Origin of the sequence: Aeromonas sp. 604176, assembly GCF_049170755.1 — a bacterium.
In the GTDB taxonomy this organism is placed as follows: domain Bacteria; phylum Pseudomonadota; class Gammaproteobacteria; order Enterobacterales; family Aeromonadaceae; genus Aeromonas; species Aeromonas veronii_A.
Genome location: NZ_JAAKNE010000059.1, coordinates 1 through 24,393, shown reverse-complemented (window position 1 = coordinate 24,393; position 24,393 = coordinate 1). Strand labels below are relative to the sequence as shown.

The 24,393-nt window shown below is 62.2% G+C and carries 23 protein-coding genes and 1 riboswitch; of the genes, 11 read left to right on the top strand and 12 right to left on the bottom strand.

Translation table 11 applies throughout. The features are described 5' to 3' along the window. The first annotated feature begins 42 nt into the window (after nucleotides 1-42). Complete coding sequence (locus G5358_RS12155) at nucleotides 43-2,895, top strand: valine--tRNA ligase (protein ID WP_421324158.1); 2,853 nt, start codon at nucleotides 43-45, stop codon at nucleotides 2,893-2,895. A 67-nt stretch (nucleotides 2,896-2,962) separates the two neighbouring features. On the opposite strand, the gene G5358_RS12150 is transcribed toward G5358_RS12155, so the two are convergent. Continuing rightward, a complete protein-coding gene (locus tag G5358_RS12150) occupies nucleotides 2,963-3,949 on the bottom strand; it encodes a sodium:calcium antiporter (protein ID WP_421324156.1) in 987 nt (328 codons plus the stop codon). Nucleotides 3,950-4,037: 88 nt separating this feature from the next. Beyond that, nucleotides 4,038-4,144, bottom strand: a riboswitch (yybP-ykoY riboswitch). A gap of 169 nt (nucleotides 4,145-4,313) precedes the next feature. Between G5358_RS12150 and G5358_RS12145 the strand changes: the two genes are divergently transcribed. Beyond that, complete coding sequence (locus G5358_RS12145) at nucleotides 4,314-4,901, top strand: superinfection exclusion B family protein (protein WP_064335210.1); 588 nt, start codon at nucleotides 4,314-4,316, stop codon at nucleotides 4,899-4,901. A gap of 96 nt (nucleotides 4,902-4,997) precedes the next feature. On the opposite strand, the gene G5358_RS12140 is transcribed toward G5358_RS12145, so the two are convergent. Then, nucleotides 4,998-5,852, bottom strand: coding sequence for an AraC family transcriptional regulator (locus tag G5358_RS12140; RefSeq protein WP_064335209.1), 855 nt, complete (start codon nucleotides 5,850-5,852; stop codon nucleotides 4,998-5,000). A 4-nt stretch (nucleotides 5,853-5,856) separates the two neighbouring features. Continuing rightward, nucleotides 5,857-6,354 carry a GNAT family N-acetyltransferase gene (locus tag G5358_RS12135; protein WP_421324155.1) on the bottom strand — a complete coding sequence of 166 codons (498 nt, stop codon included), beginning with the start codon at nucleotides 6,352-6,354 and terminating at the stop codon, nucleotides 5,857-5,859. 643 nt (nucleotides 6,355-6,997) lie between these two features. On the opposite strand from G5358_RS12135, the gene G5358_RS12130 reads away from it, so the two are divergent. After that, complete coding sequence (locus tag G5358_RS12130) at nucleotides 6,998-8,161, top strand: hypothetical protein (protein WP_421324154.1); 1,164 nt, start codon at nucleotides 6,998-7,000, stop codon at nucleotides 8,159-8,161. A gap of 109 nt (nucleotides 8,162-8,270) precedes the next feature. Next, nucleotides 8,271-9,050 (top strand): substrate-binding periplasmic protein, encoded by a 780-nt coding sequence (locus G5358_RS12125; RefSeq protein ID WP_216952698.1) that lies wholly within the window; start codon nucleotides 8,271-8,273, stop codon nucleotides 9,048-9,050. A gap of 7 nt (nucleotides 9,051-9,057) precedes the next feature. Here G5358_RS12125 and G5358_RS12120 read toward each other — a convergent pair whose 3' ends face one another. Then, nucleotides 9,058-9,867: a helix-turn-helix transcriptional regulator gene (locus G5358_RS12120; protein ID WP_421324153.1), complete on the bottom strand. Its 810-nt coding sequence runs from the start codon at nucleotides 9,865-9,867 to the stop codon at nucleotides 9,058-9,060. A 146-nt stretch (nucleotides 9,868-10,013) separates the two neighbouring features. On the opposite strand from G5358_RS12120, the gene tyrS reads away from it, so the two are divergent. The 3 genes from tyrS to G5358_RS12105 all read left to right on the top strand — a co-directional run bounded on the left by tyrS (nucleotide 10,014) and on the right by G5358_RS12105 (nucleotide 13,105). After that, nucleotides 10,014-11,279, top strand: a complete 1,266-nt coding sequence (tyrS, locus tag G5358_RS12115; protein ID WP_421235928.1) for a tyrosine--tRNA ligase — start codon at nucleotides 10,014-10,016, stop codon at nucleotides 11,277-11,279. Nucleotides 11,280-11,447: 168 nt separating this feature from the next. Further along, nucleotides 11,448-12,359 carry a lipase family alpha/beta hydrolase gene (locus G5358_RS12110; RefSeq protein WP_421324157.1) on the top strand — a complete coding sequence of 304 codons (912 nt, stop codon included), beginning with the start codon at nucleotides 11,448-11,450 and terminating at the stop codon, nucleotides 12,357-12,359. After that, complete coding sequence (locus tag G5358_RS12105; RefSeq protein WP_421269986.1) at nucleotides 12,356-13,105, top strand: lipase secretion chaperone; 750 nt, start codon at nucleotides 12,356-12,358, stop codon at nucleotides 13,103-13,105. Before G5358_RS12110 ends, G5358_RS12105 begins: the two co-directional genes overlap by 4 nt. A 36-nt stretch (nucleotides 13,106-13,141) precedes the next feature. Here G5358_RS12105 and G5358_RS12100 read toward each other — a convergent pair whose 3' ends face one another. From G5358_RS12100 to sgrR, 3 genes are read right to left on the bottom strand one after another with little or no spacing between them, the layout of a single operon-like run. Continuing rightward, nucleotides 13,142-13,843, bottom strand: coding sequence for a hypothetical protein (locus tag G5358_RS12100; protein WP_421172995.1), 702 nt, complete (start codon nucleotides 13,841-13,843; stop codon nucleotides 13,142-13,144). 44 nt (nucleotides 13,844-13,887) lie between these two features. Next, entirely contained in the window at nucleotides 13,888-14,283 is a 396-nt protein-coding gene (locus tag G5358_RS12095; RefSeq protein ID WP_421324152.1) for an acyl-CoA thioesterase, read from the bottom strand. A 50-nt stretch (nucleotides 14,284-14,333) separates the two neighbouring features. Further along, entirely contained in the window at nucleotides 14,334-16,052 is a 1,719-nt protein-coding gene (gene sgrR, locus G5358_RS12090) for an HTH-type transcriptional regulator SgrR (RefSeq protein ID WP_421324151.1), read from the bottom strand. Between the two features lie 100 nt (nucleotides 16,053-16,152). Here sgrR and G5358_RS12085 point away from each other — a divergent pair, with 100 nt between their 5' ends. The 3 genes from G5358_RS12085 to G5358_RS12075 all read left to right on the top strand — a co-directional run bounded on the left by G5358_RS12085 (nucleotide 16,153) and on the right by G5358_RS12075 (nucleotide 18,481). Beyond that, nucleotides 16,153-16,329 (top strand): hypothetical protein, encoded by a 177-nt coding sequence (locus G5358_RS12085; protein ID WP_101323416.1) that lies wholly within the window; start codon nucleotides 16,153-16,155, stop codon nucleotides 16,327-16,329. Between the two features lie 150 nt (nucleotides 16,330-16,479). Further along, nucleotides 16,480-17,748, top strand: a complete 1,269-nt coding sequence (locus G5358_RS12080) for an O-acetylhomoserine aminocarboxypropyltransferase/cysteine synthase family protein (protein WP_019445447.1) — start codon at nucleotides 16,480-16,482, stop codon at nucleotides 17,746-17,748. Between the two features lie 106 nt (nucleotides 17,749-17,854). Continuing rightward, nucleotides 17,855-18,481 (top strand): glutathione S-transferase family protein, encoded by a 627-nt coding sequence (locus tag G5358_RS12075; protein ID WP_421324150.1) that lies wholly within the window; start codon nucleotides 17,855-17,857, stop codon nucleotides 18,479-18,481. Nucleotides 18,482-18,544: 63 nt separating this feature from the next. Here G5358_RS12075 and G5358_RS12070 read toward each other — a convergent pair whose 3' ends face one another. Both G5358_RS12070 and G5358_RS12065 read right to left on the bottom strand, forming a co-directional pair. Beyond that, nucleotides 18,545-19,444, bottom strand: coding sequence for a DMT family transporter (locus tag G5358_RS12070; RefSeq protein WP_236317775.1), 900 nt, complete (start codon nucleotides 19,442-19,444; stop codon nucleotides 18,545-18,547). Nucleotides 19,445-19,581: 137 nt separating this feature from the next. Then, complete coding sequence (locus G5358_RS12065; protein ID WP_005355246.1) at nucleotides 19,582-20,022, bottom strand: DUF2214 family protein; 441 nt, start codon at nucleotides 20,020-20,022, stop codon at nucleotides 19,582-19,584. 83 nt (nucleotides 20,023-20,105) lie between these two features. On the opposite strand from G5358_RS12065, the gene G5358_RS12060 reads away from it, so the two are divergent. Next, a complete protein-coding gene (locus G5358_RS12060; RefSeq protein WP_421324149.1) occupies nucleotides 20,106-21,740 on the top strand; it encodes a sensor domain-containing diguanylate cyclase in 1,635 nt (544 codons plus the stop codon). A gap of 117 nt (nucleotides 21,741-21,857) precedes the next feature. On the opposite strand, the gene G5358_RS12055 is transcribed toward G5358_RS12060, so the two are convergent. The 3 genes from G5358_RS12055 to G5358_RS12045 are packed head-to-tail and all read right to left on the bottom strand — an operon-like array spanning nucleotide 21,858 to nucleotide 24,341. Further along, the gene (locus G5358_RS12055; RefSeq protein WP_421324148.1) at nucleotides 21,858-22,511 is read right to left on the bottom strand and encodes an HAD family hydrolase; all 654 of its coding nucleotides are present in this window, start codon (nucleotides 22,509-22,511) and stop codon (nucleotides 21,858-21,860) included. A gap of 39 nt (nucleotides 22,512-22,550) precedes the next feature. Then, nucleotides 22,551-23,558: an ABC transporter ATP-binding protein gene (locus G5358_RS12050; protein ID WP_236768708.1), complete on the bottom strand. Its 1,008-nt coding sequence runs from the start codon at nucleotides 23,556-23,558 to the stop codon at nucleotides 22,551-22,553. Between the two features lie 6 nt (nucleotides 23,559-23,564). Next, complete coding sequence (locus tag G5358_RS12045) at nucleotides 23,565-24,341, bottom strand: ABC transporter permease (protein WP_005355251.1); 777 nt, start codon at nucleotides 24,339-24,341, stop codon at nucleotides 23,565-23,567. Between the last annotated feature and the right edge of the window lie 52 nt (nucleotides 24,342-24,393).

Genomic DNA, 24,393 nt, shown 5'->3' with positions numbered 1-24,393 from the left:
GAATCAACACCAGACTCCATCCATCCAGATTACGGCGAGACCATGGAAAAGACTTTTAATCACAACGCCATCGAACAGGCGCTCTATCAGCACTGGGAAGCCCAGGGTTACTTCAAGCCCCACGGCGACACCAGCAAAGACTCCTTCTGCATCATGATCCCGCCGCCGAACGTCACCGGCAGCCTGCACATGGGTCATGCCTTCCAGCAGACCCTGATGGACACTCTGATCCGCTACAACCGCATGCAGGGCAAGAACACCCTGTGGCAGGCTGGTACCGACCACGCCGGTATCGCCACCCAGATGGTAGTTGAGCGCAAGATCGCCGCAGAAGAGGGCAAAACTCGCCACGATTACGGCCGTGATGCCTTCATCGACAAGATTTGGCAGTGGAAGGAAGAGTCCGGTGGCACCATCACCCGCCAGATGCGCCGTCTGGGCGACTCCGTAGATTGGGAGCGCGAGCGCTTCACCATGGATGAGGGTCTCTCCGCCGCCGTGCAGGAAGTGTTTGTTCGTCTCTACGAAGATGGCCTGATGTACCGCGGCAAGCGTCTGGTGAACTGGGATCCGAAACTCAACACCGCCATCTCCGATCTGGAAGTGGAGAACCGCGAGATCAAGGGCCACATGTGGCACCTTCGTTATCCGCTGGCCAATGGAGCCAAGACCGCCGAAGGCAAGGATTACCTGATCGTCGCCACCACCCGTCCGGAGACCATGCTGGGCGATACCGCCGTGGCCGTGAACCCGGAAGACCCGCGCTACAAGGCGCTGATCGGCCAGCACATCATGCTGCCGCTGGTGAACCGTCTGATCCCCATCGTCGCCGACGAACACGCCGACATGGAGAAGGGCACCGGGTGCGTGAAGATCACCCCGGCCCACGACTTCAACGATAACGAAGTGGGCAAGCGCCACAGCCTGCCGATGATCAACATCTTCACTCTGGACGCCCACGTGCGTGCCGAGGCCGAAGTTGTCGACACCAACGGCAACCCGAGCACTGCCTACGATGCCGCCCTGCCGGCCGAGTTCGCCGGTCTGGAGCGCTTCGCCGCCCGTAAAGCGATTCTGGCCAAGCTGGAAGAGCTGGGTCTGCTGGACGAGATCAAGGATCACGTGCTGCAACAGCCTTACGGCGATCGCGGTGGCGTGCCCATCGAGCCGATGCTGACCGACCAGTGGTACGTGCGCGTGGCACCGATGGCCAAGACCGCCATCGAAGCGGTGGAGGATGGCCGCATCCAGTTCGTGCCGAAGCAGTACGAAAACATGTACTTCTCCTGGATGCGCGACATTCAGGACTGGTGCGTCTCCCGTCAACTGTGGTGGGGTCACCGCATCCCGGCATGGTATGACGACGCAGGCAATGTCTACGTTGGCCGCAGCGAAGATGAAGTGCGCGCCAAGCACAGCATCCCGGCCGTAACCGTACTGCGTCAGGACGAAGATGTGCTCGACACCTGGTTCAGCTCCGCCCTGTGGACCTTCTCCACCCTGGGCTGGCCGAACAACACAGAGGCGCTCAAGACCTTCCACCCGACCGACGTGCTGATGAGCGGCTTCGACATCATCTTCTTCTGGATTGCCCGGATGATCATGATGACCATGCACTTCATCAAGGACGAAAACGGCCAGCCACAAGTCCCGTTCAAGACCGTCTACATCACCGGCCTAATCCGTGACGAAGAGGGCCAGAAGATGTCCAAGTCCAAGGGCAACGTGCTGGACCCCCTCGACATGATCGATGGCATCTCGCTGGAAGATCTGCTGGAGAAGCGCACCGGCAACATGATGCAGCCGCAGATGGCCGAGAAGATCGCCAAGCGTACCGCCAAGCAATTCCCGGAAGGGATCGATGCCCACGGTACCGACGCCCTGCGCTTCACGCTGGCAGCGCTGGCCTCTACCGGTCGTGACATCAACTGGGACATGAAGCGCCTGGACGGCTACAACAACTTCTGCAACAAGTTGTGGAACGCCTCCCGCTATGTGCTGATGAACACCGAAGATCAGGATTGCGGTTTTGCCGGCGGCGAAATGCAGTTCAGTCTGGCGGATCGCTGGATCCAGTCCCAGCTGCAAGTAGCCATCCGTGACTTCCGTACCGCCCTCGATACCTACCGCTTCGACATCGCGGCTGGCGTGCTGTACGAGTTTATCTGGAACCAGTTCTGTGACTGGTATCTGGAGCTGACCAAGCCGGTGCTGACCAAGGGTTCCGAGGCCGAGCAGCGCGCTGCCCGCCATACCCTCGTGACCGTGCTGGAAACCCTGCTGCGTCTGGCGCACCCGATCATCCCGTTCATCACCGAGACCATCTGGAAATCGGTCGCCCCGCTGGCTGGCGTACACGCCGACACCATCATGATTCAGGCCTTCCCGGAGTTCGACGCCGCCAAGGTGGACGAAGCCGCGATGGCGGATCAGGAGTGGGTGAAGGAGTTCATCGTCAGCATCCGCAACATCCGCGCCGAGATGAACGTGGCCCCGAGCGTGCCCCTCAACGTGCTGCTCCAGTGCGATGCCAAGGATGCCCAGCGCGCCGCTGACAACGAGGCCTTCCTCAAGTCGCTGGCCCGTCTGGAATCCATCCGCGTACTGGCGGACGGTGAAACCGCCCCGCTGTCAGTGAAGAAGCTGATCGGTGCTACCGAACTGATGATCCCGATGGCCGGTCTCATCGACAAGGACGCCGAACTGGCCCGTCTGGCCAAAGAGGTTGCCCGTCTGGTGGGCGAGTGCGGCCGCATCGAAGGCAAGCTTGGCAACGAAGCCTTCGTTGCCAAGGCGCCGGAAGCGGTCATCGCCAAAGAGCGCGAGAAGCTGGAAGATTACCGTCTCCAGCTGACCAAGCTGGAAGCCCAGCAGGCCGAGATCGCCGCGCTGTAAGCACCGCCCTAACCGATACAACAAAGCCCCCTGCCAAGGGGGCTTTTTCATATCCGCGCTTCCCGTTTCAGCTCACCAGCAGCCAGCCGCAGAAGCCGAAATAGAGCAGCGCGGCCAGTACCAACCGCTCTGCGGTCATCACTCCCTTTCTGAAGCCCCACCAGAGCAACCCTACCGCCAGTAGCGTGACCAACGAGGAGGCCATCATGGCGCCATCCAGCAGCCAGGGGGTAAAGAGCAGACAGAACGCCTTGGGGATAGTGCCCTGGATCATCATGGCCCCGGAGATATTGGCCAGTGCCAGCCGGTTCTTACCCTGTCGCACCCAGATCAGCACGTTCATCAACTCCGGCATCTCGGTCGCCACCGGGCTCAGCAGCAGGGCCGCCAGCACCGGCGAGAGGCCAAACAGCTCGCCCATGCTCTCCAGCTGATGAACAAACAGCTGCGCCGCCAGCGCCACCACTACCAGCGCCGCCAGCGTCTGCAGCAGCACCTTGCCAAGGGGCGGGATCCCGGCATTTGGAGCCAGCTTGAGGGGCTCCGGCAGCTCGACCTCATGGCTGTCGCTTTGTTTCAGCTCGCGCCTCACATAAACGAGGTAGACCAGCACGAACAGAGGCGCCAACCAGCTCTTGCCGGTGAAGGCGACCAGACCCAGCATGGTCGCCACCAAAAAGATCCCCATAAACCAGCGCTGATCCCGGCCAATCTCGCGCTGTACCTCGCCATCGATGGCCCGTTCGGTACGCCCCATGCAAAGCAGCAGGGTGAGGCCGACCGCCGCGTAGCCGATGGTAGCCAGCACCAGCGGCCCGCCGAGGGCGGCACCGATGCCAATCTCTTGCAGGGCGGTCGTGTTACCCATCAGCAGGGCGGTCAGGGTGACGATGCATTCGGGCAGCGCCGTACCCAGTGCAGCCAGCAGCGAACCAGTGGCACTTTGCGAGAGTTTGAAGTGGTGTCCGGTCCATTCGATGCCGTTAACGAAGTATTCGCAGGCAAGGTAGATGGTGACCGCAGAGACGAGAAATAACAGCAGGGTAATCAACATAATAGATACCGCCAGGCGAGCAGAATAACCGATGGACCCGACATGGCTCGCCCGGCTGGCGTGCATATCGAGGCCAAAGGTCTTGCAGAGCGATAGTGCCTATCGCCGCCCATGCCATGGATGCGAGGATCCAAGAGTGTTGACATGGGCCCGGCCCGGAATACGGGCGGGTTGCTACTCCCCAATGACTGAGGGGACGTTTTACCAACTCGACCGTCACCTCACAAGGCAAATTACTGATAACTCATTCAATAAGTTGTAAGGAAATGTATCGCCAGCCTCCCCTCCCCGCCACCATTACGCTGTTGGCACACCGATTGCTGTATGTAGTTCACTATCCACAACAGTTTGGGAAGGATGAACAATGAAACGGTGGATCCAACATTTCTATCAACTGAACCGCCTCAATTGGCTGATGGTCTGGTTGTTGCTCTGCTGCAGCATCATTCTGCTGTTTCCGGCCGGGCTGATGAAAGGGGCTGTCAGCCAGTGGGCTGCGGATCATGCGGCCTGGCTGGGGGTCGGCATGCTGATCGCCATCTCCTACTTCTGCAGTCAGGGCTTCCTGATCGCCTGGGAGTGGGCTTGCGAAGAGTGGCAGGCGCGCCGTCAGCAGGACCAGCTGGCCCAGATGATCGGCTTCCTCGACTTCAACGAAAAGGCGGTGCTGCGCGAGTTCGTGCTGCAGCGTAAAAGCGTCATAAACTTGCCGATCACCGAGCCCGCCGTCAAAAACCTGATGGATGCCGGCGTCCTCACCTATGCCTACGGCAAGCCGACCCGAGATAAGGATGACGAGAACCAGATCCGCGCCCTGATGATCGCCCTGCCCGCCCGACCGCTGCTCACCTACAAGGTGCTGGGGCTGTCGCGTGGCAAGATGAGCGACGAACAGGTGGAGCAGATCATGAACGCCCGCCCCAAGTTCGCCCAGAAGGGGTTCCAGCGCTAACCGCCGCCCAACCGCCAGATACAAAAGAGCCGGACACTGTCCGGCTCTCTAATTTCTGCGCGATGCTCTGTACCATCCCTTACGTCTTGTTGTGCCCTAACCCTTTAGGCTGGAGCAAAAGCTCACATCCGCAACCTTGGTCAGCGGATCGAAGCTGTGATAGAGCTCGAAACAGGGTCGATCATCAAATTCGAAACCGGCCGCTACCACCTCACCGATATGTTGCTGCCAGAGTGCGGGGTACTGGGCCGGGTCGGTCACGGTAAAACGTGACTGGCCATAGCGGCCGCCCGCCAGCTGCTGGATCTCCACATTGCCGCGGCCTTTGGTCCCCGCCGGCACGGTGACGCAAATATCGGTGCGGCACTGCTGGGGAGCCGTCACTTCGGGGTTGTCGTGGTAGATGAAGATCCACTCCCCTTCGGCCAAGCCCAACCCGACAGCCCATTGATAGAGCTGGTCACACACCGGCTCATAGCCTATGCCGTAAGGGCCGGTGACCCGGATATAGGCCAGAGTGCGCGCAGCCATCTGTTCGGTTTTCATCTGTAGCCTCCTTTCACTGGAACGGCCTTCAGCATAATCAGAGACCCGGGCAGCCGCGTGTCCATTCTTGCTCAGTTGCAAGAGTGACGGCTGGCGGCGCAACATCCCCGGTGCCATGGCAAACTGCTTGCGAAACGCCTTGGCAAAGGCCTGTGAGCTGGCAAAACCGGCCGAGAAGGCAATCTCGGTGATCGGGTCGCGACTGTAGCAGAGAGAGCGAGCAGCCCGCTCCAACCGCAGGCGGCGCTGCATCTCGGCCGGGGTTTCACCGGTGACGGCGGTAAAGACCCGATGAAAGTGATAGCTGGAGAGCGCCGCAAGACTGGCCGCCTCACTGAGGCAGAGCTCGGGATTCTGCTCCAGCGCCCGGATCACCGGGCGCAATCTGGCCTGATAATCGACCATGCCGTTAGCGACTGACGCTCCCCGCCACTCTGGCCATATAGAGCGCATCCACATAACGCCCCTGGCGGAAGGCATAGTCACGGGCTCGCCCCTCCTCGGTAAAACCGAACTTGCGATAAAGCGCCTGTGCGGCCTCATTGTCGGTATAGACGGTCAGCTCAATCCGGTGCAGGTTGAGCCAGTTATCGGCCATCTCCAGCACGGACTCCAACAAGGCCGAACCAACCCCCTTGCCCGCCCAGTCATCCCGCACTCCCATGCCGATACTGGCCACATGCTTGCGTCTCGGATTGGGCTCAACCAGCAGCGAGAGCTGGCCTACCAGCAAGCCGTCAACATCGGCGACCAGTGCCACCACGCTGTCACTCTCCAACCGCTTCTGCCACTGGCTAAGGGGAGACATAGGCAAGTGCAAAGTGCCCGCCTGGGCATTGGGCATGGCATAGAGATCCCGCAAGGCGGGGGCATCGGCGGATTCGGCATGACGGATGGTAATCTGCATATGAGGCTCCTTCTCGAAACGTCCATCATGCATCATCCATCGCATCAGTCCATACAACCGGCACGGTCAGAGTGATTTATTGTCGGCAGACAGGGCTGCACACTGAGCCATTCAGCCAGTTTCATAGGTGAAAAAAACGGAGCAAACGCTCCGTTTTTCAATGCTTTATCAATCCCGGACGGAACGCGCTTCGCGCTCTTGCCGCTCCCTTGCCAACAGGCGTTTGTACCACCAGCTACTGCGACGACGTTGTGCATTGGAAGAGCGACGAGCCATTTCTTAGGTTCCAGCCAAGAGTAGAAAGGAGCTGCATTATGCGACAGGGATCACGTCCATGTCTTTAGCTGGATCAAGAAAAGCCTCACTGGCCCCCTGAAATCCTCTTCTGGTTTTGCTGCCATGTGGCCACTGGCAGCACCATCGCAGGGGAACGCCAGACTCTCAGGCCCACTCCAGCAATCAACCCGGCCCCGAGTTTACTTGACGGATAATCATACAGCCTGCTGGCATTGTGGAACCAATATGGTAGCCTGCCAGCGCCTGCAGGCAGTCTCTCGCTGCCACGCGCAAACTCCCGGTGAATTTGTCACGTCCTGACAAAATATAACCTTATTTATCAAATCGTTATTTGGATCTTATCCCAATGCGTATCATGCCGTTGCTCAAGGCTGCCTGCCTGAGCCTGATGTTGTCCGCCTGCGTTGCCCCATTGCTAATGATGAGCCCCACCAGCCAGCTGATGTGGGCCCTGCTCAAGCCGCTGGTCGGCTTTGACCCGAACGAGGTCAATCTGTTCGAACAACCCCTGATCAAGGATCGGATGACCGCCATCCTTGGCCCCAATTACGACAGCACCATGCAGTTGCTCAAGACTGCCGACAAGTTACAGCAGGAGGGGCCGCTTTTCTATGTGGTCTCCGAGTATGCGCCCGTGCCGGATATCGCCAAGCAGGCGGGGATGGTGTGGAACTCGCAAACCAACCAGATGTCTGTATTGCTGCAAAAAGGGGATGGCACCACCCTGACCTTCGGCGAAAATCTGGCGGGCACGGCACCGACATGGCCAACCGCCATGCAGGGCTGGCAGACCCCCACCAGCCAGCTCACCCCGGCGGCCAATGCCCTGACCGGTACGGCAACCAGTCAGAGTGGCGCCTCCCCCTTCTCCCTTGGCAGCGCGCTGGGCACAGTGACTCGCGGCGTCACCGGCTCGCTGACCAACAGCGCCAGCCAGGCCATCAGCGGCGCAGCCGCCAACGCCACAGGGCAGGCCACCCAAGCGGTAAGCCAAAGCGCGACCGATCTGACCCGTAGTGCAACCACCGCAGTCACTGCACCCGCCAAACAGGCGGTGAGCAGCACCGCTGCGACCGCAACGCAAGAAGCCACCAAGGCAGTTGCCGATCCTGCCAAGCAGGCCGTCAGCAGCGCAGCTGCGACCGCGACGCAGGAAGCGACCAAGGCCGTTGCCGTTCCTGCCAAACAAGCCGTCAGCAGCGCCGCTGCGACCGCGACGCAAGAAGCCACCAAGGCCGTTGCCGCTCCTGCCAAGCAAGCCGTCAGCAGCGCCGCTGCGACCGCGACGCAAGAGGCCACCAAGGCTGTTGTCGTTCCTGCCAAACAGGCAGTCAGCATCGCCGCAGCTACTGTGACACAGGAAGCCACCAAGGCTGTTGCCGCGCCAGCCAAACAGGCCGTCAGTGCCGCCCCCCATACGGCCGGAGAGAGCGCCACCGATGCCGCCATAGCAGCAGAAGCCGAGGCTCGCGCCAAGGCAGAGGCGGAGATGGAGGCCCTGCTAAAATAAACCGACAGGTCACCGCAAGGTGGCCTGTCGCGGTATCCGCGACCCGACTATGAACTTCCGGCCAAGGACACATAGACTGATAGGTAATTCCCTGCACAAGGAGTGCGCCATGCGATCCCTGCTCGCGGCCCTTATCGCCCTGCTCCTGCTGACCAGCTTCCCCGCACGGTCCGCCTTTATCTATTACTCGGAGCAGAACATGCCCCTCAACGGGCTGGACAAGGAGGGCAAGCCCATCGGGCTGGCAGTTGAGCTGCTGCGGCTGATGTGGCGCGAGCTGGGGGAGCCGGAGCAACCGATCCAATTTCTGCCATGGGCCCGCGGTTGGTATCTGCTGACCCAGCAACCGGAGGCCGTTCTTTTTACCACCGCCAGAACCAAAGAGCGTGATCCCCATTTCCTATGGGTTTGCCCCATCAGCCACTCGCGAGTGACGCTGGTCGGACGAAAACAGGATGCCCCCAGAGTGACCGGCAAGGGGGATCTGGCCAAACTGCAGGTAGGGGTAATGCAGGCTGACGTGGGGGAGCAGTTACTGCTCAACCGCGGCATCAGCCCGGGCAACATGATGGCGGTGGAGCGCATGGAGCAGGTGGTACGCCAGCTCATCATGGCCCGTACAGATCTGGTAGCAGGCAACGAGGTGATGTTATTCCATCAACTGAAAGCTCTGGGATTTGCCGCGGAAGATTTCATCTCTGTCGCAGTGCTGGAGGAACAGGACAACTGCTTTGCTTTCAACCCGCGGGCGGATCGGCAGCAGGTCGCCCGGTTGCAACAAGCCCTCGATCAGGTTCGTCTCGGTAGCGAATACCGGCAGTTGATGGAACGCTACCAGCGACTCAGTAACCTTCCCCAAAGCGATAAGCCGCTACCGAAGATCGAGTAACCCCGGTTCATCCTCTTCCCTCTGTGGTGATCAGATGGTTGAGGAAGAGATGAAACAGCTCGGCCCGCGAGCCGAGCCGCAGCTTGCCATAGAGATGCTTGCGGTGATTCTTCACCGTGCCACTGCCAATCCCGAGCTCCGCGGCAATCGCCTCGGTATCCAGCCCCTGCAGCAGCAACTCCGCCACCTGCCGCTCGCGCCGGGTAAGCCTATCGCCCCCGACACTCGCCATCGCCAGCTCCACCGCACTCCGGAGGCTGGCGCTGTCTGGCAGCGCAGTGCTCTGGGCCAGCAGCGGCTGGCTCCGCCGCCACTGCTGACGACAGAGCGAATGCACCAGCGGGAACAGCTGCTCCAGCCTCGCCAGCTCGTCACGACTGAGGGTACTGCGCTTGTCGAGTCGCCCCAGAAACAGCATCAGCGTCAGTCCGTCCCGCACCGGCAGGATCAGCCCCACCTCCTCCTGCCAGCCGGTGGCCTGATAGAAGTGGTGGCGATATTCGGGATCGAGCCGCCCTTGGGAGACCTGCGCCAGGGTCCAGACGCCGGCAGGCAAGCCCTGCTCCAGCGCCTGCATAAAGGGATCCTGACTGAAGTGGCTGGTGAGGTAGCGATCAAACAGCAGAGCCCGCTGATGATTGAGGTTGTCGTAGAGGTAGACGGGCCGCTGCCCCACCCCGAGCAGCAGGGCGAAATCAAACGCCACCTGTTGCTGGATCAGCCGCACCAGCGCCGCCGGAAAGGCGCTGCTGTGCAGGGCATCGACCACCCCGGTCATGCTGCGGGTCAAGGCATCTGTGGTGAATGGCTGGGTCATGTTGGCACGTTTCCGGTGACGGGGAGCGATTCTCCGCTATGGCTGAATGCTAGCACGAGAGTGGCAAAACTGTCCCTCAGGGGACATATCCGCCACCGGCTAGAACGGCGAGGATGACGACTTTTCCCCCTGCTGTTGGAGAACCCATGATCAACCCCCACCTGCTCGATGAACTGAGCCAGCGCGGCCTTGTGGCCCAGAATTCCGACCCGGCGGCCCTGGCCGATCATCTCTCCACCCCGCGCACCGTCTATTGCGGGTTCGATCCCACCGCCGGCAGCCTGCATATCGGTCATCTGGTGCCGCTCTTGATGCTGCGCCGCTTCCAGCTGGCGGGCCACACCCCGGTGGCACTGGTGGGCGGGGCAACCGGCCTTATCGGCGATCCCAGCTTCAAGGCGACCGAGCGCAGCCTCAACAGTGCCGATACCGTGCAGGGTTGGGTCGCCAGCCTGTCGGCCCAAATCAGGGCGCTGCTGCCCGCCGATGATGGCCTGTCGGCCCCGCAACTGGTCAACAATGGCGACTGGATGAGGCAGATGTCCGCCCTCGATTTTCTGCGGGATATCGGCAAGTACTTCTCGGTCAACGCCATGCTGGCGCGGGAATCGGTGCGCCAGCGACTGGCCCGCCCGGATCAGGGCATCTCGTTCACCGAGTTCTCCTACGCCCTGCTGCAATCCTACGACTTTGCGGTGCTGCACCAGCGGCTCGGTTGCACCCTGCAGATTGGCGGCAACGACCAGTGGGGCAATATCACCAGCGGCATGGATCTCACCCGCCGCCTCAATCAGGCCCAGGTCTATGGCATGACCCTGCCCCTTATCACCAAGGCAGACGGCACCAAGTTCGGCAAGACCGAAGGGGGCGCGGTCTGGCTCGATCCGGCGCTCACCTCCCCTTACGCCTTCTACCAGTTCTGGCTCGGCACCGCGGATGAGGATGTCTACCGCTTCCTGCGCTACTACAGCTTTATGTCGCTGAGCGAGATTGATGCACTGGAGGCGGAAGACGCGAAGCGGCGGGGGCGAAAGCAGGCCCAGCAGGTGTTGGCGAACGAGCTGACCGAGCTGGTACACGGCAAAGCGGCACTGGCGGCAGTGCAGCGCATCAGCGAACTGCTGTTTAGCGGCGACGTGACCCGCCTCGGCGAGAGCGATCTGGCCCAGCTGGCGCAGGATGGCATGCCGAGCAGCACCGTCAGCGGCGAGACGGATCTGGTCAGCCTGCTGGTCAGCTGCGGTCTGGCTAACTCTAGGCGCATCGCCCGCGAACTGCTGGCGGCGGGCGCCATCAGCCTCAATGGTGTGCTCAAGCAGGATGATCAGCTAAGCGCCACTGATCGGCTGTTTGGCCGCTACCTGCTGCTGCGCCGGGGCAAGAAGCAGTATCACCTGGTGGAGTGGCAATAAGCCGCAGAGCGGGGAGTTCAGCCTCCCCGCCCGCCCCCTGAATCCCTTTTGAATCCCGAGTTGCGATCCCCCTCACAGCCTCTCCCGTCAGCAGCCACCATACTGGCACCGGCGAACATGGAGTACGCCACACAATCTGTTCCTCACGATTCAACAAGGATGCTGATGATGAAGAGATGGCTTCTGGTGCTGCTCTGCACCCTGCCCATGCTGGCACACGCCAGCGGATACACCCAGACCCGCTACCCCATAGTGCTGGTGCACGGCCTGTTCGGCTTCGACAAGCTGCTCGGGGTCGATTACTTCTACGGCATTCCCCAGGCCCTGAGCCGGGATGGTGCCAAAGTCTACGTGGCGCAGGTGTCAGCCACCGCCAGTTCAGAACAACGGGGGGAGCAGCTGCTCGCCCAGGTCGAGCTGCTGCTGGCAGCTACCGGCGCCGAGAAGGTCAACCTGATCGGCCACTCCCACGGCGGTCCCACCATCCGCTATGTCGCCTCGGTCGCCCCCGAGCTGGTCGCCTCCGCCACCAGCGTCGGCGGGGTCAACTATGGCTCAGAGATTGCCGATCTGGTGCGGGCCAATGCCGCGCCCGGCTCGGCCACCGAGAAGCTGGCGGCCGCCGCGGCCCACGCCCTCTCCGGCATGATTTCACTGCTCTCGGGCGGGAGCCAGCTGCCGCAAGATCCGGTCGCCGCCCTCGATGCCCTCACCAGCAAGGGGGCTAGCCAGTTCAACCAGCGCTACCCGGAGGGGCTGCCCAGCCAGTATTGCGGCGAGGGCCCGATGCGGGCGACCAACGGCGTCTACTACTTCTCCTGGAGCGGACGCGGCAACCTGACCAATCTGCTGGATCCGGTGGATCCGGCGCTGGCGCTGACCGGCGCCTTCTTCAAGGAGCCCAATGACGGACTGGTCGGGGTCTGCAGCAGCCACCTCGGCAAGGTGATCGGCACCGACTACCGGATGAACCATCTGGACGAAGTGAACCAGTCCTTCGGCATCCACCATCTGTTCGAGACCGATCCGGTCACCCTCTATCGCCAGCATGCCAACCGTCTCAAGGAGCTGGGACTATGAAGATAGCCACCCTGCTCGTCGTGCCCTGCGCCATCACCCTGCTGCTTGGCGGGGTGTTGCTCTGGCCCACGGCACCGACGGCAGACTCATCCCCCGCTCAAGCCAGCCAGCATGCACAGAGCCACCCGCACGATCCCGAGCAGGAGACCGCCGATGCCCTGCAGGCGCGCTATCGCACCTTTGTCTCCGCCCAGAGCAGCCTGACGGTGCCCACCGAGATCTCCCTCGCCAGCCTGCAGATCCTGTTTGACGAGCGGGAGCAGCTGCGCCAGCAGAGCTTTACCCCGGCCGAGCAGGCCCAGCTGTTTGCCGAGGATCGACTGATGGAGCAGCTGACCCTGCGCCGCAGGGCGCTGGCGGAGGCAAGAGACAGCGACAAGTCGCAGCTGGCCAGCGAGCTGGATCTCTGGCTGGCGGAGCAACCGGGCTGGTTTCGCGAGGCGGAGGCCAACAGCCGTCTGCTTGAGGAGTTGCAAGGGCTGGCGCAGATGGACCCGGCCAAACGGGAGGCTCTGCTGCTGGAGACAGGGGGGCCGGAAGCGGTGGATCGGATGCGCCAGCTGGAGCAGAACCGGCAAGGGTTCGAGGAGCAGCTCAGCGGTTTTCTGGCCGAGCTCAGGCAACTACCGAACGAGGCCCGGGCCGAACAGCAGCAGGAGCTGCTGGCACGCTGGTTCGAGCCCGGACAGTGGCGCCGGGTCGAGGCACTCACCCGGCTCAAGCTGGGGGAGCCACACACCGAATGAGAAGGGGGCCCGCGATGGGCCCCCTTGCTACTGCGCTTATTGCGGCTTGTTGGCACCCGGCAGCGGCTGCCAGGTGAGGCGGGTCACTTGGGTGCCCTGCACCTCGCACTTGAGGCTCAGCTCCTGCCACCCCTTATCCTGACGCAGGGAGACCTCCCCCTCGATCCCCTGCTCGCCAATCTTCAGCTTATCCTGCTCGAAGATCACCTTGTCGCCGTGGGCGAGATCCATCAGCTTGCCGTTGCAGAGCCAGTGAGCGAGATCCGCCCCCTTCAGCTTGACGCCCCCCTTGGCCGCCTTCTGTTCGGCCGCGCTCACCACAAACAGCTTGCTCAACTCGGCAGCCCGCTTGGTGAGCCACTCCTGACGCTGCTGCATGCTCATCTTGCTGACGAACTCGGCGGGCTGGCCCTTCTCATCCAACCATTGGGTCAGATTGCCGCTGTCATCAAAGGCGAACTGGGCGGCGGGCTCTTTGACCCCGAACAGCTTGCCGCCCTTGAAGTAGTAGCGGCTCTCCCCTTCCAGCTTGCCCAGCTCGTTCATGATGGGCACGGCGATGATGACCGGGGCGCCATCGATCCAGGCCTTGATATCGACGCCGTCATGGCTGAATTGACGGGTATCGAGGGCACTCTCGGCCCCCTTCTCCATCAGGGTAAACTGCTCGGCGAGAGAAGCGGCCAGAGAAGGAAGGGAGCAGAATCCCAGGGTCAGCGCGATCGCTGTGTTGCGCATTGAGTTGTACATAACACTCCTGTGATGGGCCATCCGGCCCGTGGTTAACTCTCTGTCAGCCAGGCCCGCAGCCCTTCCCGGTGAGCATCACTCAGGGGCAGGGATTGGCGGGTCCGGTAGTCAAAATGGATCAGGGTCGTTTCGGCGGTGACGGCCAGTTCGCCGCCCTGCCAGGCCTCCTGCCAGACCGTAAAGGAGCTGGTGCCGATGCGGCGCACGCCGGTCTTGATGGTGACCGGCTGGCCGTAGAACAGCTCCCGTTTGAACTGCACCGTATAGCCCGCAATGATCAGATGCCAGTTGTGCACATCCAGATCGGGCGAGAAGATCCGGAACAGGGGATCCCGCGCCGACTCGAACCAGACTGCCGGCACCGTATTATTGATATGGCCGAGGGCATCTGTCTCCTGAAAGCGGGGTTGGATCTGCATTTCCAGCATGGCGGGTGACTCCTTGTCATGGGACCGCGCTCAGGCTAGCGCGCCCCGCATCAGGACTCAAGCTCCCCCGTCTTATCCCGAGTGCTGACAGCCAGTTCCGGCCGCAACCAGGCGCTGCGAAAATCGAACCAGCCGAGCGCCGTCATCCGCACCCCGTGCACGCCGACCCGGCTCTCCAGCTCCAGCCAGTGGTGAAACAGCGGCACAAACCAGCTCTGCTGCTGCACCCTTGCCAGCAGGGCGCGGGGGCTAGGCTCGGCACCGCTGGCCCGCCACTGCATCAAGCCCTGCCACAACTCATGCTGACTGCTCCACACTTTGCGCAGCAACGGAGTGCCCTGCAGCCAGGCGTAGGGGGCAAAGGGGCCGGCATGTTCGAGGTTGAGGGTGCCGAGCCAGAGATCCACGTCTTCATCCTCGCCACTCACCCAGCGGCCGTAATCAAGGGTGCGCACCTCCAGCCGGATCCCCTGTTCGGCCAGCAGGCTGCTCATGGCGTTGGCGCACTCGTTGAACTCCAGATGCTGGTTAAAGCAGGCAAGCACTAGAGTCGTCGGTAACTGCGCCGGTGTGGGCAAGGGCGCGGGTAGCGCTTCGCGCCAGTGGGGCAGCAGGCCGAGGGCGCTGGTCCAGCCCCGTTGCAACTCGGGGGCGACCCGCCCCATCAGGGCTACCGGATTGAGCAGTTGGCCGAGCCACTGCCGCAGGGCGGGATCCTGCAAGGATCCGGAACGATCGTCCTGCAGCAGGAAGTAGCATCCCGACTCCAGCTCCGATTCGCCGCGCATGGTGCCGAGCTCAGGGCTGTCGCGCCCCAGCTGCAGGTGGGTCTCCAGCCGCTCAGCAAGCTCCGGCAACATCCAGATGTCGATCTCGTCGAGCAGGGCGCGCAGACCGAAGTAGTCGTCAAACGCCGCAAGGCAAAGATGCAGGGGATCGTTCACAGCCACCCGGTAAGGGCCGGTGCCCACAGGTTGCAGGGCAAAGCCTGCCTCCCCCTTGAGCTCCCGTGGCAAAATGGTCGCAACCGGTTCGGCCAGCAGGTGGGGCAGCCAGGGATCCGGGCTGTCAAGATAGAGATCCAGGGTGCGCGGCCAGGGGCTCTCCAGCCGGTCCAGATGGGCGAACAGCGGGCGATCCCGCAAAGCCAGCAGACTCTCCATCACATCCTCCACCACCAGCTCGCGACCGTGGTGAAAGCGCACCGCCGGGCGCAGGTAGAAGCGCCAGTGGCAGGGGCCCAGACACTCCCAGTGGTGGGCGAGATCCCCTTCGATTTCCCCATTTTCCTCATTTCGCCGGGTCAGGCCGTTGAAGATCTGGCGGCTCAGGTGGATTTCGGAGCGGCGCATCGGGCCGGTGGGCAGCAACTGCGGCAGCGGCCGGTAGTAGGGCACCCGCAGGATCTGGCGCCCCTCGCGGGTGGCCTGACCGAGCTGCTCGATCAGCAGCGGGGTGAGCAGATCGAGGCGATCTTCGGCCAGCCGTACCGCCTGCGCCAGCTGGCCCTGACTGAGCAGATCCCGCAAGCGGCGCCGGGTCAGGCTCTCCTGACTATCGAGCAGGGTGAGCCGGGAGCGCCGCCCCCGCCCCGCTTCCGCCGACCAGCTGAGCCAGCCCTGATCCTGCATCCGCCGCAGCAGTAGGCGAGCGTTGCGCGGGGTGCAGCAGAGCAGATCCGCCACCTCGGCGAGGCTGATCTCCCGTTCGTCGCTGCCAAGCAGCTGGGCGAGTCGTTGAAATTGCTGGTAGAGGCGACCGGTTGGCATAAAAGAGGAAATCCTGTTGCTGTAAGTCATCAGTTTTTACTTCCGCATTTTAGCTCAATACTGCTGATGAACGTGAGAACCACAGCAGAGGAGCACCATCATGAGCCACGCCAACCCCCTCAAACCGAACCGGATCCAGCAGACCTTGCGCCGTTACTTCAAGCGGATCCTGCCGCGCCCGCTGGCGCTCATCGAGGATCCCATGCAGCAGCTCAACCGCCTGATGCAGTGGGATATGAACCAGATCGACGACAAGGAGTATCGCCGTCGTCTCTGAGTGCGGGCCATGCCAACAACTCGGGACACGCGTCTCCTGCGGGCGACATTGCTTTGCCGGATCTTGCTGTTTACATCGGCCACGGGCCTGATAGATTGGACGTCTATCCATCTATAACTGCGACAAGCAACATCCAACAAGGAGTGTGTGATGAAAGATGCGACCCTGGCCCTGCACCATGGCTTTTCCAGCGACCCCACCACCAAGGCGGTCGCCGTGCCCATCTACCAGACGGTGGCCTACGAGTTCGAGAGCGCCCAGCACGGGGCGGATCTGTTCAATCTGGCGGTGCCGGGCAACATCTACACCCGCATCATGAACCCCACCAACGATGTGCTGGAGCAGCGGATGGCCGCGCTGGAAGGGGGGATTGCCGCGCTGGTGGTCTCGGCAGGTTCCGCCGCCATCACCTACGCCATTCAGGCGCTGACCGCCGCCGGTGACAACATTGTCTCCACGCCCCAGCTCTATGGCGGCACCTATACCTTGTTCGCCCACATGCTGCCGAGCTTCGGGGTCGAGGTGCGCTTCGCCAAGGATGACAGCGCCGAGGCCATCGCCGCCCTGATCGACGACAAGACCAAGGCGGTCTACTGCGAGAGCATCGGCAACCCGGCGGGCAACATCGTCGATCTGGCCGCGCTGGCCAAGGCAGCCCACGCCCGTGGCGTGCCGCTCATCGTCGACAACACGGTCGCCACCCCGGTGCTCTGCAAGCCCATCGAACATGGCGCCGATATCGTGGTGCACAGCCTGACCAAATATGTCGGCGGCCACGGCAACTCGCTGGGTGGCGTCATCGTCGACTCGGGCAAGTTCCCCTGGGCGGATCACGCCGAGCGCTTCCCCCAGCTGACCAAACCCGAACCCTCCTACCACGGGGTGGTCTATACCGAGGCCTTTGGCCCGGCTGCCTTTATCGGGCGGGTGCGTACCGTGCCGCTGCGCAATACCGGCGCGGCGCTGGCGCCGATGAACGCCTTTCTACTGCTGCAAGGGCTGGAGACTCTGAGCCTGCGCATGGAGCGCCACGTGGATAACGCCCTGCGGGTCGCCCATCACCTCAAGCACCACCCCAAGGTGGCCTGGGTCAGCTACGCCGGTCTGCCGGGCCACCCGCACTATCTGCTGGCAGAGAAGTACATGGCCGGCCGCCCCTCGGCCATCCTCTCGTTCGGTCTGAAGGATGGTTACGAGGCGGGCGTGCGCTTCTACGATGCGCTCAAGATCTTCAAGCGGCTGGTCAACATCGGCGATGCCAAGTCGCTGGCCTGCCACCCGGCCTCCACCACACATCGCCAGTTGAGCGAGGAGGAGCAGGCCAAGGCTGGCGTGAAACCCGAGATGATCCGGCTGTCGGTGGGGATCGAGGCGATCGAGGACATACTGGCGGATCTGGATCAGGCGCTGGAGGCCTGAGTCAGTCAGCAAGGGAGCGGGCATCAGCCCGCTCTTTTTTAGCCATCGGTGAACCGCCACCCTCGCCTGTTCGTATACCCCATCCTGCCACCGAATCGAGGTCGTTATGATAGTCCTGCACCACCTGAACAAATCCCGCTCCCAGCGCATCATCTGGCTGCTCGAAGAGCTGGGCCAGCCCTATGAGATCAAGGCGTATCAGCGCGATGCCACCACCTTTCTGGCGCCGCCCGAGCTCAAGGCCATCCACCCTCTCGGCAAGTCGCCGGTCATCGAGTTCGACGGCCGGGTGCTGGCGGAATCGGGCGCCATCACCGAGTACCTGATTGTCCGCTATGCCGCTGATCGGCTGGCACCGGCACCAGATAGCCCGGAGTATCCCGAATACCTGCAGTGGCTTCACTTTGCCGAGAGCTCCGGTATCCTGCCGCTGCTGCTCGACATGTTCGTGCGCAAGGATGGCAGCCCGATGCGCTTCCTGCCGGACTACGCCAAGGCGGAGTGTGCCAAGGTGCTGGGCTACCTCAATGAGGTACTGGCGAATCGCCACTATATGGTGGGGGATCGCCTCTCCGGCGCCGACATCATGAACTCCTTCCTGGTGGATCTGCTGGCACAAAGCGGTCAGTTGGCCAACTTCCCGCACCTGCAAGCCTACTGGCAGCGCCTCAATACCCATCCGGCCCGTCAAAAGGCGGTAGAGCTGGAGCGCGAGCTGGATCAGCGCCCCTGACCGAACAGCCACCATGAAAAACGCCCCGACAGTCTGGGCGTTTTGTTATGCAGCGAGCGCGGTTTACTTGGTCGCGGGCACCTTGTCGCGGCGCGACTTCCACCACCAGCGCAGCCGGATCTGGGAGATAAGCATCCCCGCCAGCATCAGGGCGCAACCGGCAATGGCGCGCTCATCCAGCGTTTCACCCAGCAGCAACACTCCCCCCACGGCGGCAAAGACGGTCTCCAGACTGAGGATGATGGCGGCGTGGGCCGGATGGGCGCCCCGCTGCCCCACCACCTGCAGGGTATAACCGACCCCGACCGATACCAGTCCGGCATAGAGCAGCGCCTGCCAACCGGCCACGGCGCCGCTAACAGTCGGAGTTTCAATAACAAAAGCAGTGGCGAGGCTGAGCAGGCCGCAGACTACGAACTGCACCCCGGCGAGCTTGATGGGAGCAACCCGGTTGGAGTAGTGATCCACCAGCAGCAGATGTACAGCCCAGAACAGGGCACCAACTACCTGCAACAGATCGCCAAAGCCGATGGTGAACTCGTCGGTGACGCTCAACACATAGAGACCGACCAGCGCGATGATGGCGCCGATCCAGGTATTGAGGCCACTCTTGTGGCGCAGCAGTAGCCCCAGTACCGGCACCAGAATGATGTAGAGCCCGGTGATGAAACCGGCCTTGGCGGCCGTGGTATAGAGCAGCCCCACCTGCTGCAGGGAGGCAGCACAGAACAGCACCAACCCGGCCAGCACACCACCGATCAGCAGTTGGCGATGGTCGCCCGCGACGGCAACAGGTTGTCGGGATTTGAGCCACCAGAGCAGCGGCAGCAGGGAGAGGGCGCCGAGTAGAAAGCGCAGGCCATTGAAAGTATAGGGCCCCATGTGATCCATCCCGAGGCGCTGGGCGACAAAGCCCATACCCCAGATGGTGGCAGCCATCAGCAACATCAGATTGGAGCGCATGGCGATTCTTCCTTAAATCGGCGCGTGACGGGTTATCCGATCCAAGATACCCGCCTCCCTATCCTCTTGTCTCCACTCTTTGTCTTCGCTCTCGCTCTCCACGCTCTGCATCGCACTGCTTTTGAGCACCGCGAGTGTTACAGCAGCGAAGGCTTGGTGAACACGGCCAACAGGGCAATCAGTAGCAGATTGCCACGCAGGATCCACACCACCCGGAAGTGCTGCTGAATGGAGATCATCGGCGCCTTGCCCAGACGCAGGGCGCGACGCCAGCGATAGAAGAGGCGGCTGGGATAAACGAGGGAGCCGACAATCAGCAGAAACAGCCCCATCTTGAGGCCGTGGGCAGGATGGGCAAAGATCTCTGCCACCGAGCTGGCATGCTCGAGGGCCAGCAGACACCCGGTCGCAAAGATGGAGAAGAGCGCCAGCGCCGCCACCCCATCTGCCAGCAGCAGGCGGCGCACTCGCAGCATGTTCAGGCCGCGCCGAAAGATCAGATACTCGACACAGAGGGCAAGGATTAGCACCGCTATGCTGCCATAATGAATCATTGAGAGCAGAGTGTGGTTCAGCATCGGAAACATCTCATTTGCTGCCTTTAGACGAGCCGCACAGCATCATATATGCTGGTGCCACCCGAGACGAAAAGGATCTGTTCATGTCCCCCGCCAAGCCCAAGAACACTTGGTCTTTGATCACCCGCATGCGGCTGGGCCTCCTCTTGCTCTTTATCCCTGTGTTGCTGCTCGGCAGCATCTACTACCTGCATATGGAGCGCACCCTGCGCCACGAGCAGCAACAGAACCTGATTGCTCGCAACACCCAGTATTTCCATACCCTGATCGAACCCTATCTGGCGACCCTCAAACGCCAGTTTACGCTCATTTATCAGCAGGTAAATTATCAGGATTTCAGCGGTCCGGAGATCCGCAACGGCGAGCGCTACCTGAAACAGTGGCAGGCCTATCACAAGGTGATGGAGCTCGATTACGTCTACGTGGGCACCGAACATCGCAAGATGCTGATCCACCCCTCCTGGCAGGCCGACGAGAAGTTCGATCCCAGAACCCGCCCCTGGTATCTGCTGGCCGCCAGCCATCCCGGACAGATTGTCTGGACTGATCCTTATTACGACTACACCTTGGGCACTCTCACCATGGCGCTGGCCAGGGTAATTGAAGATCCTGACGGCAAGCGGGTTGGCGTACTCTCGCTGGATACCCAGCTCACCCCCCTCGCCAGCTGGCTAAACAGTCGGCATGATCAGAGTCACCCTCTGGGGGCTGGCTATCAGATCCTGCTCAACCATGACGGGCTGGTGCTGGCCCATCCGGATCGCGAACGGGTATTCAAACCCCTCGCCCACCCCGACTGGCTGACCCGGATGCAACTGCCGCAGGGCTTTTTCCTCGATAATGCCAGCGGCCTGATGGTCTCCTACTACCGCATCCCCGAGCAGCGCTGGATCCTGCTCAGCGTCGAGCCCACCGCCAGCATGCAGCAGGTGATCGACAGCGTTTCCATCAACGTGCAGTTGATGATTGCTGTCGCCTGCATTCTCTATCTGCTGCTGGCCCTGCTCTGGTCCCGCTACTTCCGCCGGATGCTGGGGGAGATCACCCTGCTGATCCGCGCCAGCCGCTCCGGCGGTATCGCATACAACGGCCGCCGTATGCTGGAGCTGGCCAAGGTCTATGAAGAGATGGATGCCGCAAGCCAGGACTTTGCCCAGATCCGCCTGCAAGCCCATCAGGACAAGCTCACCGGGCTCTACAATCGTCGCTTCTTCGACGAGTGCCTGCAGAAACAGCTCAACAGTGGCGCTCCCTTCGGGGTGGTGATGTTCGATCTGGATGATTTCAAGCGGGTCAACGATACCCATGGCCATCAGGCGGGGGATGTGGTGCTCAAGCGGGTGAGCAAGCTGGGCATGAATCTGTTCCACGAGTGGGGCTGGTTCTGCCGCTATGGCGGCGAGGAGCTGGTGCTGATCTTCCGTTACGGCGAAGAGCAGCCGATGCTCCCCTCACTGCTGGAAGCGTTCCGACTCGGGGTGGAGCAGCTGGAGTGGCGCGAACCCGGTCTCACCATCACCATCAGCGGCGGGGTGGCCTTCAGCCGCTCCGGGCTCTCGGCCAAAGAGCTGGTGGAGCTGGCCGACAAGGGGGTCTATCAGGCCAAGCGGGAGGGGAAAAACCGTATCTGCTTCCCGCTGCGCCACACCCCTCACCAGAGTGCCGAGGAGGAAGTGCCCGCCTTTGGCGAGCCCCGGCAACAAACCAACGAGGGGTAACAGCCGCCAGCCTCAACCACAACGCCGTCAGCAAAAACAAAGAGAGAGGCTCCAGCCTCTCTCTTTGCTTTGTTTTTCGTGCTTCTTGCCGCACGTTAAGCCAGTGTGGCGCGCGACTCAGCGCTGCCACTCCCACACCGGCCAGCCCAGCTCCCCGGCCTGCTGACGCAGCGTGGGGGCCGGATTGACCGCATGGGGATGGCTCACCGCCCGCAGCATGGGCAGATCATTGTGGGAGTCGCTGTAGCCAAAGCTCCCCTGCCAGAGGTGGTCCCTGCCTGCAAACAGCTGGTTGATGCGGGCCACCTTGCCCTCGCGAAAGCTGAGGGTGCCGCGGGTCTGGCCGGTCAGCATCCCCTCCTCCTCATCGAGCAGAATGGCGACGCAGTGATCCATCCCCAGCATCTTCGCCATGGGGGCCACCAGATGCTCGCCGGAGGCGGAGATGAGCACCAGATCGTCGCCCCGCTCCCGATGCCATTCGATGCGCGCCAACCCCTCGGGGTAGAGGCGCTCGCGCAGCACCTGCTCGGCGAAGCGGGTAGAGAGCGAGTCGAGCCACTGGCGCGTCTTGCCCACCAGCGGTTGCAGGGTGAAGGCCATGTACTGGTGCATATCCATCTTGCCCTGATGGTAGAGGGACATCATGGCCTGCTCCTCGGCGATCATGCTGGCGGGGGCCAGCTCCTCGGCCACCATGTACTCCAGCCAGAGGCTGGCGGAATCCCCCGCAATCAGGGTTTCGTCCAGATCAAACAGTGCCAGTGCCATGAGGGCTCCTTGCGGTAACAACGAAAATGAAATGAGGCGTCATGCTACCTCACAGAGTTGATCCCGGGCCACCGCCAGGGTCACGGCACTGCCGGTGGCCAGCAGATCGCCAGCCGAGCGGTTGAGGCAATCCACCGTCAACAGCCCCGCCTCGCACTCTACCTGATAGCGGATCACGTTGCCGAGCAGCTGTTGCTGGCGAACGATGCCGGGCAGGCTGGGTTCGCTGCTGGTCGCCCCGGCGGGCAGCAGGGTAATGGACTCCGGCCGCAGCGCCAGCTTGCCCTGAAAACGGGGACCGAACAGCGACTTGCCCTGCTCGGCGCCAAGCAGGTTGTAGTTGCCGATAAAGCTCGCCACAAACTCGCTGGCGGGACGGGTATAGATCTCCTCCGGCGTGCCACTCTGGACGATGGATCCCTTGTTCATCAGGAAGATCCTGTCCGACAGGGTCAACGCCTCCTCCTGATCGTGGGTCACGAAGATGGTGGTGAGCTCGAGGCGCTGCTGGATCTCGCGGATCTGCTGGCGCAGGCTGCGGCGGATGCGGGCATCCAGCGCCGAGAGCGGCTCATCCAGCAAGAGGATCCGGGGCTGCACCACCAGGGCCCGGGCCAGTGCCACCCGCTGGCGCTGACCGCCGGAGAGCTCGGCCGGATAGCGGCGCTCGAAACCGGTCAGCTCCACCAGCGCCAATGCCTCCTGCACGCTGGCCGCCAGCTCCCGCCCCGGCTGGGGTTTCATCTTGAGGCCGAAGGCGACGTTGTCCCACACCGTCATGTTGGGGAACAGCGCATAACTCTGGAACACCATGCCGATGCCCCGCTTCTGGGGTTCCTGCCAGGTGATGTCTTCACCGGCCACCCGCACCTGACCGCCATCCACCGGGGTGAGCCCGGCCAGCGCCCGCAGCAGGGTGGATTTGCCGCAGCCGGAGGGGCCGAGCAGGGTCACCAGCTCCCCCTTGCGGATGCCGAATTCGATCCCCTCGAACACCGGCGTATCGCCGTAGGATTTGTGCAGTTGATTCACTTCTAAATGAAACATCTTGGATCACCGATGAAATCTGTTGGCCGCCCAGGTGAGCAGCAGGGTCAGCAGGAAGTAGCTCATCACCAGCGCACTGGTGAAGTGGCCAGAAGTGGCGCGCATGTTGTAGAGGTAGACCTGCAGGGTCTCGTAACGGGTGCCCACCAGCATGTTGGCAAACACGAACTCGCCGAGCAGGAAGGAGAGAGAGAGAAACAGCGCCGCCAGCAGCCCCTTGCGCAGGCAGGGGATCACCACCAGCAGAAAGGCGCGCCGACTACTTGCCCCCAGCAGATGGGCGGCATCCATCAAATCCCTGAGCGGTACCCCTTGCAGGCTGTTGGCCAGCGCCCGGTACATAAAGGGGAGCACCACGGTGAACCAGGTGCCGATCAGGATCCACGGTGTGCCGATAATGGGCAGGACACCATCGGCGTAGATCTGCAGCAGCCCCACTGACGAGACCACAGGTGGCACCGCGAAGGGGAGCAGGATCAACAGGTTCATCCAGGGATCCAGCTTTGGGAAGTAGTAGGCCACCACCAGCACGGTGGGTACCAGCACCAGGGTGCCCAGCAGCAGCGTGGCGAAACAGACCAGGAGGCTGCGACCAAACGCCGCCAGAAAGCGCGGATCGCCCCACAGCTTGAGATACCAGTCGAGGGTAAAGCCATCCGGCAGCAGGGTCGCCCCCCAGCGAGTGGAGATGGAGTAGAGAAAGGTAGCCAGCAGCGGCAGCAGCAGGGTGGCGACCAGCCCACCTAGCACCCACTTGGGCCAGCGCGGCGTCAAATCATGCATGGGATTGCCCCTTGTTCACATAGCTCTTTTTCAGCAGCCACTGGTTGGCGGC